Source organism: Arthrobacter sulfonylureivorans, assembly GCF_022637435.1.
Classification (GTDB): Bacteria; Actinomycetota; Actinomycetes; order Actinomycetales; family Micrococcaceae; genus Crystallibacter; species Crystallibacter sulfonylureivorans.
Genome location: NZ_CP093326.1, coordinates 528,018 through 540,076, shown reverse-complemented (window position 1 = coordinate 540,076; position 12,059 = coordinate 528,018). Strand labels below are relative to the sequence as shown.

The window sequence follows — 12,059 nt, the reverse complement described above, 5'->3', positions numbered from 1 at the left end:
ACCGGACATTGCCGTGACTTCAGGAGGTTCCGTGGAAGGAGTGCTGCTCGGCTTCGGCGTAGTGCTGGTGATCGTGGCGGTGGGCTTCTTGGCCGCAGCCATCTTGCCGCAGAAGGCGCCGGACATGCAGCGCGGGCTCACGCCGGTGATCTTCTACATCACCAATCCGGCGCTGATGCTGGTGTTGCTCGCGGACACGGACCTGGCGTCGGTGGTCGGCGTGTACACCCCGATCGCTCTGGTCACTGCCGCTGTTGCCGGCGCGGCCTATGCGCTGTTCAGCCGCTTTGTGCTGCGGCGTTCGGCCGCACAAACGGCCGGTGGCGCCATGGCCTCCACCTACGTGAACGCCGGGAACATCGGTGTGCCCATCGCCCTCTACGCGGTGGGCAGCGCAGACCCGGTGGTCTCGGTGCTGCTGGCCCAATTGCTGGTCATCGCGCCGATCTACTTGTCCATCTTCGCGTGGTGCCAGCGGAAGGCTGAGGCCGTGAAACCCCGTCATCCCGACGGCGGTGCTCCCGCTACTGTGCCGCTGTGGCGCACCGTGGTGAGGTCCATCCTCAACCCCGTCACCGTTGCCACCGCCGTCGGCGCCCTGATGTCATTGACTGGGCTGCACTTTCCGGAGGTGCTCTGGGCACCGATAGAAATGGTGGGCAACGCTTCCATTCCCCTGCTGCTGATGCTGTTCGGCATGAGCCTGTACGGGCAAAAGCCGCTGACCCAGCGGAGCCTGCGTGCGGATGTGGCACTGGGCACCGTAGTGAAGCTCATCCTGATGCCGGCCCTCGCGTGGGCGATCGGGCATTTCCTCTTCCAACTGGACGGCGTCCCGCTGCTGGGCGTTGTGGTCATGGCCGCCTTGCCCACCGCACAGAACGTCTTCCTGTTCGCCAGCCAGTTCAGGATGCAGTCCACCCTGGTGCGGGACATCATCTTCCTCAGCTCAATGCTCTCGCTCCCCGCAGTCCTGCTCGTTGCCCTGCTGCTGGGCTAGCCGGTGGTCCGAGAGCGAAGCGGCCCGCGGCGTCGATGACACCGCGGGCCGCATTGGACTCACCGCATTTATCAGTTCGCCGGGCTGACCGCAGCCAGGCGCAATTCGTCCCCGGTAGCCGAATTCGGCTCATAGGCCACACCCGCGCCCTTCGCCAGCACACCGGTCATCCGCGCGATATAGGCAAACTGCACCACCTCGTTCCGTTCGTACGCGAAGGCGTCGGCAAAGGCTTGCTGCCGTTCCTCGCCAGTCTGTGCCGAGGCTTGGGACAGGACTTCATCGAACGCTTCCGTACCGAACATGCTCATCTGGCCGTCGGTAGTCATGTAGGAGTCGACGCTGAAGGACGCGTCGCCGGCCTGGTTGCCGTGCTGGACGACCATCGCGATGGCTCCCTCGTTCAGGATGAACGGACGCACTTGGTACTGCAGCCCCGTAGAGGTTTCGACGACCTTGGCTTCGGCGTTGAGGCCAATCTGCTTTAACTGTTCCTGCAGCACTTCAGTCAACTGGTCGATCTTGGGGAACTGTCCGCTCCGGGCAACGATGGTGATTTTCTGGTCCACGGGCACACCGTCCGCTTTTGCTGCCGCGACCAGTTCCTTGGCCTTTTGCAGGTTGAACTCCCACGGTTCAAGACCGTCGTTGTAGCCAACTACGCCCGGCGGAATGATCTGCGAGGCCGGCTCGCTCTTGCCCGCGTAGAGAGACTGGGTGATGCCGGTCTTGTCGATGGCAAAGTTGATGGCCTGCCGGACCCGGATGTCATCCAAGGGCGCGATATCGCCGCTGAACCGCAGCGCAACCGTTTCGTTGTTCGGATAGTCGATGCCCAGTTCTCCCGCGCCGTCGTCGGCGCTCAGGCCCATCGCAATGTCGGCTTCGTTTCCAGTGACCATCGCGGCCCGGACGGTGCCCTCCGACCGCCATTGGTACTCGGCACGTTGGTAAGCGGGAGCGTCGCCCCAGTAGTCCTCGTTCCGCTGCAGCGTGATCTTGAGTCCCGCATCCCAGCTGGCGACGGCGTAAGGACCGGTGCCGATGGGTTCGCGCACTTTGGCTTCGGCGTCTGTCGGAGCGCCGATCTCGATGAAGGAAAGGCGAAGCGGCAGAACGGGGTCCGGGTCAGGAGTGCTGACCTTGAGGGTCAGGCTGTCCACCGCTTCGACGACCAGATCCGCGTCGCCAAAAATCTGTCCTTCGACGTCACAGCTGAGGTCACCATTGACGGCGCGGTTGATCGCGAATGCAGCCGCGTCAGCATCGAAGGGCGTCCCGTCCTGGAAGCTGACGCCCTCGCGCAGCGTAAAGGTCCATTCGGTGTCTCCGGTTGCTTCCCAGCTGGTTGCGAGCAGGGGATGGAGTTCGCCGCTGGTCGGATCCCGCTCGATGAGTGGTTCCGTGATGTTGGAGCGGACGACGACGCCGGTGGAGGCCAGCGACGAGTCACACGGCTCAAGCGTCGTCGGTTCCATCGGCAGGACCAGCCTCAGCGCCTGCCCGCTGGCTGCAGTATCGGCCTCCGAATTGGCCACGGAACATCCGCTTAAAGTGAGTGCCGCCGCAGCAGCGATGACGATCGTGGCACGGAACGAACCGCGCCTCGTGTTGTGTTCATCAGAAGAAAACATCGTTGATTCCTTAGGAAGATGGGAAAGATATGGAAGCCGGGCGGCCGGGCCGGTCCGGGAGATCATGAGCGGTGGTCGGCGCCTCGACTCGGGAAAGGTGAACTAAGCTGACCTGCATGACCTCGTTGCCGGACGCTGTTTCCTTGTCCCCGTTGCCCGCTTTGGGGCCGGCACCGACCCGCTCCGGCCTGATCGTCGAGTCCCTGAAGAGCGCCATTTTCTCCGGCAAGCTGAGTCCCGGTGAAACCCTCGTGGAGCGAAGGATTGCCGACCAGTTGGGCGTTTCCAAGACCCCGGTCCGGGAAGCGCTGATCGTCCTGGAACGGTCCGGCTTGGTGGCCACGTTCAACCGGCGCATCGAAGTCCGTCGGCTGAGCTTTACCGATGTCCGCCATATCTACGAGCAGCGGGTCCTGCTTGAGCCGTGGGCCATCGAGGATGCAGCCCGGATCGATCCAGGTTTTGCGGCTGCGCGCCAGGCTCTGGATGATGCCCGGCAGCACGCCAAGGACGGGAATACCGCCGGCCAGGCTCTGGCAAACCGTCGGTTCCACCGCGGAATGTACTCGAGCTGCGAGAACGACTTCGTGGTCAAGGCCTTGGACAGCCTCCAAGACCTCACTGCCCTGGCCGTCGTCGGGGTGCTCTGGGAACGGTGGCCGCGCGGTGCTGCCGAGGCGGCCGAACACGAGGCGATCTACGAGGCTGCACACCGAGGGGATGCCAAGGCGGCCGCTGCCATGATGCGTGACCACATCACGGCCTCCATAGACCTTGTCAGGCGTCACGAGCGCCGCTCGGATGGTCATTCCGCGGAGCGCGACAGCTTGTCCCGGTAAGCCTGGCGCACCTGCTCGTTGGGCGGATAGGTTCCGCGCAACGGCTTTCCGCCTTCAATCTGTTCCAGGATGAACTCTTCAAGCCGTTCTTGCTCCAGGGCGTCCCGGGCAACTTCTTCCGCGAGATGTCGCGGTATACAAACGACGCCGTCCCTATCTCCGACCATAATGTCGCCTGGGTAGATCGGCACCTCGGCACAGCCAATGGGCACTTGGACGTCAACCACGTGGTGCTGCGCCAGATTGGTTGTCGGTGATGCGCCGGCGGAGAAGGTCGGCAGGTCCAGCTCCTCGAACCCTGCCATGTCCCGGAAAGAGCCGTCTGTGACAATCCCCTCGGCTCCTTTGACCTTCAGCCGCGTGGCCAGGATGTGCCCCAGCGACGCCGCCCGCTTGCGCCCGCGTGAATCGACGACCAGAACCTGGCCGGGCTGCACAGATTCGACGCCGGTACGCTGCGGATGATCGTAGTCCTGGAAGATTTCGGGAATGTCGATGTCTTCCCGCGCAGGGATGCACCGCATGGTGAAGGCTTCGCCCACCATGCGCTGACGGGACGGATTCGAGAACGCCAGACCCTCGAGGTAAGTGTTGCGGTAACCGCGGGACATCAGTTGCGTGGTGATGGTCGCCGTACTGACGCGGAACAACGCCTCCCGCACTGTCGAACTCAGCGGGGCGTGAATATGCTGCTCCCCCTCTGCCGGAGCAGCAGGGGCAAGACCTAGGGACATGGACGTTTCCTCTCACAATCGATATCTTGGTATACCAAGATATCGAGGAGCCTAGCGCAGAAGTGGAAGGAACGGAATGCCCACGGGATCGAGCGACTGGGCCTTCCTCGTCGGAAGGGCCCGACCGCTCACGCTGCGCGGAGGCACTCCCCCAAGGAACGCTCCCCGAGCACTACGCTGAGATCAAGGTGTATGCTCTCTTTCGATGCCAAGGTATCCTCCAGATACTCCGCCAGCGCACGGTCGGTGACTGATATGTAGGTTTGGCTGTCAAGAGTCGTAGGTGAGCGGCTCCCGGGTGTTCGGTTCCGGGGCCGCTCACTTTTGTGCCCAATACGGTTGATCGACGGCAGCGGGGCGAGTCATTTTCGACTGGCATGGTCAGACTGATATTCGCGGGTTGGGTACCGCATGACGATTATTCGGCCGGAGCGTTCGGGTGTCTAAAATCGAGCGTCGGAGCGTGTCAGGCGCCTGCTCATAGTCGCGTCTCCGGTTGGCTCCGCGTGCTTGCCACGTCGCTGCCGCGGTCGGCCGGTGGGCACGTTGTTGGGGGGGGCAGGCCGCGTTCATGGGTTCTCCTAGTTGGAGCGGGACTGCCAGCGACCAGCACCAGCCTGCGAGTTCGCGGGCAATCGCGGTGTTGGCTTTGACGGACTTCTTCTTCCGGGCATCGAAATGCTCCCATTTGCGGTGCAGCCGGTGGTTCCCTTCCAGCGCGCGGATCCGGGTTGCCGGGTCGACCAGATCCAGTTGGTGCAGCATCCTGAGGCCGGGGCGGGAGAACGGTCGGCGGTGATGCCAGGCGGCTTCGATCAGGAGTTTACGGGCATAGGTGCTGCCGGCTTTAGTGATCGGGCCCTGACTTCGGGACTGGCCGGAAGACTGTTCGCTGGGAACAAGGCCCAGGTAGGAGCCGATGGAGGATCCGGTGAAACGGGTCCAGTCACCGATCTCGACCGCGAGGCCGAACGCGGTGGTTACCTGGATGCCGCGAAGACACATCAACGCGTTGATGACGGGGGCATACCTGCAGCGTGACGCCGTGGCCATGAGCTGCTTATCGATGCGTTTGAGATGAACGGCGAGCAGTTCGGCCTGTTCCAGGTCGGCGTCGTAGGTGAACTGATCAACGGGGTCGGTAAAGCGCTGTCGGTGCAGCCAGGCATGATGCTCCAGGGTCCACTTGGTGTCTTTGGGGTAGCGGATGCCATGGCGGAGCAGGAAGGCGTTGACGTGTTGGCGGGCGTGGGCAAGGTCCTTGGCCGCTGCCGCACGCAGTCGGGAGAGATCGCGGAGAGCTTCGGTCTCGGCATCGGGTATGCGGACTTCGGTGACACTGCCGACGGCCAGCATCTCGGCCAAAACGCGTGCATCCCGGCGATCGGTTTTCACATGGTCGCCCGGGGCTCGCAGAAGCTTGGACGATGCCGCGACCACGCAATCGATGCCTGCTTCTTGCAGGAACCGAGCCAGGACATAGCCGGTCGGCCCTGATTCGTACACTGCCTTGACTGGCGGTTTAAAACGCCGCACCCATTGAAGGACCACCGCCGGGTCAGGCGGCAGCGTCTTCCGGACGAGTTCCCCGGTTTCCGGGTTGAGGGCGCAGCCAACGACGTCGACGGCGTGAACGTCAAGACCGATGAAAGTATGCTCGAACATAGCCGGGACCTCCCAAGCTTCACATGCGGCACTACCATTGCACCCCCGGCAGCCCCTCGGGCAAAGGGGATAGCCGATGGCAACCCGCGGACCTGTGACAAGGAAGGCCCCGGTTCCAGCGAACGGACATACCTGCTGTCCGTCCGGATACAGGACATCACCGACCGCCGGGCAGCAGGCCGCGGGGGCGCCGCCTGCTGCTGTACTGGACGGACGCTGCCAAGCCGGCGCTACGCGGCCGACCGGCGATAATGGCCATCCGGGCCGACAGCGAGCCAATCACCCGTCCCGTTCATATTGTCTAAACGACGATCGGCGATGATCTCCCCTTGCAAAACCGCCTGTGTGCCGCCGACTTCAAGCGGTATGAAACTGGCACCCCCAACGCCATTTTCCACAACCAGTTCGATGCTGTTGTGGAAGACCTGTTCGCCACCTTTGTGAGGTGACGCTGTCATGGTGAAGACAATCTTGTTCTGAGTCACACTTTTCTCCTTAATCAGTGCTCGGCGCGTCTTTATGCGGACCGCGCCGGCCATGTTGTCGTTAACGCCTTTCCGGCTCTTCCCGGCTTTTGTTCCGCGTGCCGCCCTGAGGGTTTTCAAGACGTGAATTGCTGAGAACTCCGTAGACTCCGGCCGCGGCGAGAATGAATCCTGTGAGGGCGACCACCGCAAGCTTGGCAGCGATACCCACGGGCAGGGCCATGATCACAATCGGCAGCATCAACGGCACCCAGACATTGCGCACATTGCTCGAAGCGGCATGAGATCCTGACCGCAGTTTCTGTGCAAGATCAGGGTCATCCAGGCTGAGGTAGTGCTCAATAGCCTCAAGCTGCTTTTGTTCTTCAGGGGATAAGGGCATCCACATCTCCTTACGGCCTGCACCGCCGAGAGCTTCCGTCGTCGTGGTGGTCTGGAGTGTTCGCCGCGACAAAACGGCCTCACAGAGCTTCATCACGACGTCAGGTGGGTCTTCCTGAATTTTATTTCTGGATCTGCGCCGGAATGCAGGAATTTCGCCACCCACTCGGATTGTATCCAGCGAAATGCTTTAAGGCCAATATTCGGTTTACTGTGAGCGAATACAAAAATGAAGAAAGCCTATTCGCATTTGTTAAATAGTTCGAGAAGCATTCTTTTCTCTGCCTTCCGCACGGATGACCCTACGGGGGGACGAGCCATTAAACGCCGGCGGTGCCCGGACTGGTCAAAACCAGAACCCGGGCGCCGCCGTCATTGTTGATCTGGTGGCTCAGCCCCAGGGGATCGCGCCGAGCAGGATGCCGACCGCCAGCATGACCAGCGAGACAATGGCCGCGCGCCAGAGCACCTTCTTGTGGTGGTCGCCCAGTTCCACGCTGGCCAGCGAGACCAGCAGCAGGATGGCCGGAACCAGCGGGCTCTGCATGTGCACCGGCTGGCCGGTGATCGATGCCCGCGCCATTTCGGCGGGGGCAATGCCGAAGTGGGCGGCGGTCTCGCTCAGCACCGGCAGCACACCAAAGTAGAACGCGTCGTTGCTCATGAAGAAGGTCATCGGGATGCTGAGCAGCCCGGTAATCACGGCCATGAACGGGCCCATGGAATCCGGAATGATGTCCACCAGCCAGGCCGCCATGGCGTCCACCATGCCGGTACCGTTGAGCACACCGGTCAGCACGCCTGCTGCCATCACCATGGAGACGACGGCGACGATGCTCTTGCCGTGCGCCACCAACTGGTTGGCCTGCTCCTTGACGTTCGGGAAATTGACCACCAAGGCGATGGCGGCGCCCACCATGAAGACGTAGGCCAGCGGGACGATGTCCAGCACCAGGATCACCATGACGGCTACGGTCAGGACCAGGTTGAACCAGAACAGGTGCGGGCGCAGGGTGGAGCGGTTGGGGTCCAGGGCCGAATCGGTCAGCGAGCCGCCGGCGGTGTCCTCCTCGGCGGTCGCCTCCAGGACCGCCACCGAACCGCCGGCCGGAGAAGTGCCGGGAACCGGCTTGCCAGCGCCGCGGCTGCCGCGGCCACCGCCGAAGACCGAGCCAGCCTTTCCGCGGGAGGTACCGGCGCCGCCGTCGTTGTTCTCCGCAGCCTCGGCCCACAGGTCGGGCTTGCCCTTGGCCGTGGCCTTCGGGTTGCCGCCGGCCAGGCGCTTGCGCTCGCTCAGGCCGAGCATCCAGGCGAACACCATCACAATGATGATGCCGGCCAGCAGCGAGGGAATCATCGGGACGAAGACATCGGTCGGCGAGACATCAAGTGCCGCGGCAGCGCGCGCCGTCGGGCCGCCCCAGGGAACAATGTTCATGGTGCCATTGGCCAGGCCGGCCACGCAGGTCAGCACTACCGGGCTCATGCCCAGCCGCAGGTAGATCGGCAGCATGGCAGCCGTGGTCAGAATGAAGGTGGTGGAACCATCGCCGTCCAGCGAGACGACGGCGGCCAGCACCGCGGTGCCCAGCACCACCTTGGCCGGGTCATTGCCCAGGGTGCGCAGGATGAAGCGCACCAGCGGGTCGAACAGTCCGACGTCGATCATCAGGCCGAAGAAAATGATGGCGAACATCAGCAGAGCTGCTGTGGACGTCAACGACTTCATCGACTCGAGGACCATGTCGCCCATACCAAGGCCTGCCCCGGCGAAGAGGCCGAAGATCGTCGGCACAATAATCAGGGCCAAAACGGGTGTCAGTTTCTTGGTCATGATCAGCGCCATAAAGACCGCGATCATTGCGAAGCCGAGAAATACCAGCACAGCAACTCCTTTGTTCTAACGCAGCCGGTGTGACCGGCCCTACAGACATTAGGGTGGCGCGGGTCACGGATGGCGGTTTAGCCCCCTTCAGGTGCATACTGCTTATTGCGCACGTTTTGCTCATTTAGCTCACAGTCGGTGGAAGCCGCACCCGGGAGGCACCATGGAGAACGGGGGCCGCCGCCGTCCGTGGATGGGCTTCTCCGGCCGCATGCTGCTCCTCCAAGTAGCCGTTGTGGCCGTGGTGTTGCTGCTTTCCGCCGTCGTGCTTGGCTGGCTCACCTACCAGCGGCTGGGCGAAGATGCCGAGGGCCAGGCCCTCGCCGTAGCCCGCACCGTCGCGGCCTCAGATGCCGTTCGGGCCGGGACCGCCGCGCTGGCTGACGCCGGGCCTGAACAGCTTTCCGGCCAGGCCCTGGCCGACGGACCGCTGCAGGAGTTGGCCGAAGATATCCGGCTGCGGACCGGCGCGCTGTTCGTGGTAATCACCGATGATTCCGGCCTGCGGCTGGCGCACCCCAATCCGGCGGAGCTGGGCCGGATGGTCAGCACCGACCCCTCCGAAGCGCTGGCCGGACGTGAGGTCACCGAACAGGAACAGGGCACGCTGGGCCATTCGGCGCGCGCCAAGGTACCCGTGTACGCCCCGGGGTCCGCATCCGTGGTGGGCGAGGTCAGCGTGGGATTCTCCAGCGAGGACGTCCTGCAGTCCCTGGCCAGCAGCATCCTGCCCATCGCCGCTACCACTGCGGGAGCGCTGGCACTGGGTCTGGCGGCATCGCTGCTGCTGGGACGGCGGCTCAAGCGGCTGACGCTCGGACTCGAACCCGAGGAGATTGCCGCCCTCACCCAGGACCAGGAGGCGGTGCTGCGCGGCGTGGACGAGGGCGTCATCGGCGTTTCCGCCGACCGCAGGATCACCGTGTTCAACCGCGAGGCCAAGCGGTTGCTGGGCTTCGCCATTGATGCCGAGCTGGTCGGCAGTCCGCTGGCGGGGCTGCAGCTGCCCGGCCTGGAGGAATCCGCCCTGCCGGATGCGCTGGGACATCTGCTGGATGACGCCGACCCGCAGTCCCCGACGGTGGAACTGGTGGTCGGTTCCCGCGTGCTGATCCTCTCCGCCCGGGAGGTGCAGGCCAGCCGAACTCCAGGCCGGCGCGGCTACCGCCCCGGGACGGGCACCGGCGCGGTTGTTCCGCGTGCCCCCGAGCTGGGCTGGGTGATCATGTTGCGCGACCGCACCGCTGTCCAGTCCCTGACCCGCCAGTTGGATGCCGTGGGCGCGCTGAGCACCGCGCTGCGGGCGCAACGACACGAGTTCGCCAACCGACTGCACACGATTTCCGGCCTGCTGGCCACCGGGAATCCCGACCAGGCGCAGGACTACCTCACCTCGATCATGCAGACCGGCCCGCTGAACTACCCCGCCGAACAGGCCGAGCTGCTGCAGGATGCGTACCTGCAGGCCTTCATCGGTGCCAAGAGCATGGAGGCGGCCGAACGCGGAGTGACGCTCCGGGTGGGCCCGGAAACGCTGGTCCGCGGCCGGGTCACCGATCCGCAGGACGTGACCACCGTGATCGGGAACCTGGTGGACAACGCGGTCCGGGCGGCGGTGCACGGGAGCGATCCGGACCGGTGGGTGGAGGTGGAGATCATGGACGAACTGACCGACGGCGGCGGAACGCTGCACCTGGTGGTCGCCGACTCCGGGGACGGGCTGCCCGGGCTCGCCGACGGCACGGCCGCAGGCGACGGCGGCTCCGGGCCTGAGCGGATCTTCGCCGAAGGCTATTCGACGGCGGGCGGCTCCCGGAACGGTCCTGCGGAGGCGGCGGCGGACGCGGGTGTGGCGGAGACCGATCCGGCCGGACTGCCGGACATCCACGGCCAGGGCTTCGGTTTGTCGCTGATCCGCAGGCTCGCGCGCCGCCGGGGCGGGGACGTCTGGGTGGCGGATCCCGGGCGTCCGGGCGGCCCCGGAGCCGTATTCTGCGCCCGGCTGCCGGGCACCGTTGAACCCGCATCACCAGGAGCAAACCATGACTGACCTTCAGGTACTGATTGTGGACGACGACTTTCACGTGGGGCGCCTGCACGCCGGCTATGTGGATTCCGTCCCGGGCTTCAGCGCGCTGGCGCCGGTCGGAACGGCGGAACAGGCTTTGCGCACCGTGCATGGGCATGAGCCGGACCTGATGCTGCTGGACGTGTACCTGCCGGATGCGCTGGGGCTGGACTTGCTGCGCAAGGTGGACGTGGACACCATCATGCTGACCGCCGCCGCGGATGCCCCGTCGGTCCGCAAGGCCCTGCGCCGCGGTGCGCTCGGTTACCTGATCAAGCCGTTCACGGCCGAGGCGCTGGCGCGGAAGCTGCGCGCCTACGCCCGCTACCGGCGGCTGTTGGCCGAGCAGCCTGCCGTAGATCAGGACACGGTGGACCGGGCGCTGCATGCGCTGCATCCGGCCGAGGCTGCGGTGGCTGCGCGCACCCGGTCCGCAACCGAGGCCGCAGTGCTGGAAGCGCTGGCATCCGGGCTGCAGCGTTCGGCGGCGGAGGTGGCCCAGTCGGTCGGCGTCTCGCGGGCCACCGCGCAACGCTACTTGTCCGCCTTGGCCGACGACGGCGCGGTGGAGATCCATCTGCGCTATGGCACCACCGGGCGGCCCGAGCACCGCTACGGGCGGGCCGGCTGACGGCGTACGGGCAACCCTGCGGTGCACCGCCATGCTGATCGGGCGGCGGCACCGCGGCGTGAACGGGAGCGAAGAATGATTGGATGGCAGGCATGACCATCGGCTTGGTACTGGACCTCTTCGGCACCTTCTTCTTTGCCATGTCCGGTTGCATCCTGGCGGCCCGCCGGAAGTTCGACATTATCGGGTCGCTGTTCCTGGGCACGCTGGCAGGTTTGGGCGGCGGAATCATCCGGGACCTGATCCTGGGCACCGTCCCCAGTGCCTTCAACAATCCGCTGTATTTCGTCCCGCCGGTGCTGGCCGCGCTGCTGGTGTTCTTCCTGTTCCACAGCGTGCAACGGTTCCAGCGTCCGCTGTTGATCTTCGACGCCGGCGGGCTGGCCCTGTTCTGCATCACCGGAACCGTTAAGGCCCTGAGTCTGGGCATGAACCCGGTTGCTTCGGCGCTGCTGGGTCTGACCACAGCCGTAGGCGGCGGGGTGCTGCGCGACGTCGTCGCCAACCGGGTGCCGCAACTGTTCAATCCGGACGACCTCTACGCTGTGCCGGCCATGCTGGGCTCGGCGCTGGTGGTGGTGTTGTGGTCCGCCGGGATCTACGGAACGGCGGCCGCCATGTGCGTGGCCGCCGTGGTGTTCGGGCTGCGTGTCGTCTCCCTGCATTACGGCTGGCACATTCCGCACGCCGCGCCGGCGCGGTATACGGACCGGAACGACTGACGGGGATCCCCTGCC

At 64.7% G+C, this 12,059-nt stretch carries 11 protein-coding genes; 5 read left to right on the top strand and 6 right to left on the bottom strand.

Annotated features, from left to right (window positions below; genetic code table 11):
• The first annotated feature begins 31 nt into the window (after positions 1-31).
• A complete protein-coding gene (locus MNQ99_RS02655) occupies positions 32-1,000 on the top strand; it encodes an AEC family transporter (protein WP_241914333.1) in 969 nt (322 codons plus the stop codon).
• 71 nt (positions 1,001-1,071) lie between these two features.
• Here MNQ99_RS02655 and MNQ99_RS02650 read toward each other — a convergent pair whose 3' ends face one another.
• Positions 1,072-2,634 (bottom strand): ABC transporter substrate-binding protein, encoded by a 1,563-nt coding sequence (locus MNQ99_RS02650; RefSeq protein ID WP_241914332.1) that lies wholly within the window; start codon positions 2,632-2,634, stop codon positions 1,072-1,074.
• 116 nt (positions 2,635-2,750) lie between these two features.
• Here MNQ99_RS02650 and MNQ99_RS02645 point away from each other — a divergent pair, with 116 nt between their 5' ends.
• Positions 2,751-3,473: a GntR family transcriptional regulator gene (locus MNQ99_RS02645; RefSeq protein ID WP_127512353.1), complete on the top strand. Its 723-nt coding sequence runs from the start codon at positions 2,751-2,753 to the stop codon at positions 3,471-3,473.
• On the opposite strand, the gene MNQ99_RS02640 is transcribed toward MNQ99_RS02645, so the two are convergent.
• The 5 genes from MNQ99_RS02640 to MNQ99_RS02620 form a co-directional block, all read right to left on the bottom strand.
• Entirely contained in the window at positions 3,440-4,207 is a 768-nt protein-coding gene (locus MNQ99_RS02640; RefSeq protein WP_241914331.1) for a ribonuclease activity regulator RraA, read from the bottom strand. The genes MNQ99_RS02645 and MNQ99_RS02640 overlap by 34 nt on opposite strands.
• Positions 4,208-4,588: 381 nt before the next feature.
• On the bottom strand, positions 4,589-5,872 hold the full coding sequence (locus MNQ99_RS02635; RefSeq protein WP_241914330.1) for an IS110 family RNA-guided transposase: 1,284 nt from the start codon (positions 5,870-5,872) through the stop codon (positions 4,589-4,591).
• A 230-nt stretch (positions 5,873-6,102) separates the two neighbouring features.
• Positions 6,103-6,357 carry a hypothetical protein gene (locus MNQ99_RS02630; protein WP_241914329.1) on the bottom strand — a complete coding sequence of 85 codons (255 nt, stop codon included), beginning with the start codon at positions 6,355-6,357 and terminating at the stop codon, positions 6,103-6,105.
• Positions 6,358-6,418: 61 nt separating this feature from the next.
• The gene (locus MNQ99_RS02625) at positions 6,419-6,904 is read right to left on the bottom strand and encodes a DUF3040 domain-containing protein (RefSeq protein WP_241914328.1); all 486 of its coding nucleotides are present in this window, start codon (positions 6,902-6,904) and stop codon (positions 6,419-6,421) included.
• Between the two features lie 225 nt (positions 6,905-7,129).
• Entirely contained in the window at positions 7,130-8,623 is a 1,494-nt protein-coding gene (locus MNQ99_RS02620) for a CitMHS family transporter (protein WP_241914327.1), read from the bottom strand.
• A 163-nt stretch (positions 8,624-8,786) separates the two neighbouring features.
• On the opposite strand from MNQ99_RS02620, the gene MNQ99_RS02615 reads away from it, so the two are divergent.
• The 3 genes from MNQ99_RS02615 (at position 8,787) to MNQ99_RS02605 (ending at position 12,044) form a co-directional block, all read left to right on the top strand.
• Positions 8,787-10,673 carry a sensor histidine kinase gene (locus MNQ99_RS02615; protein ID WP_241914326.1) on the top strand — a complete coding sequence of 629 codons (1,887 nt, stop codon included), beginning with the start codon at positions 8,787-8,789 and terminating at the stop codon, positions 10,671-10,673.
• Complete coding sequence (locus tag MNQ99_RS02610) at positions 10,666-11,322, top strand: response regulator (RefSeq protein WP_127512347.1); 657 nt, start codon at positions 10,666-10,668, stop codon at positions 11,320-11,322. Before MNQ99_RS02615 ends, MNQ99_RS02610 begins: the two co-directional genes overlap by 8 nt.
• An 83-nt stretch (positions 11,323-11,405) precedes the next feature.
• On the top strand, positions 11,406-12,044 hold the full coding sequence (locus MNQ99_RS02605) for a trimeric intracellular cation channel family protein (RefSeq protein WP_127512346.1): 639 nt from the start codon (positions 11,406-11,408) through the stop codon (positions 12,042-12,044).
• Positions 12,045-12,059: the final 15 nt, after the last annotated feature.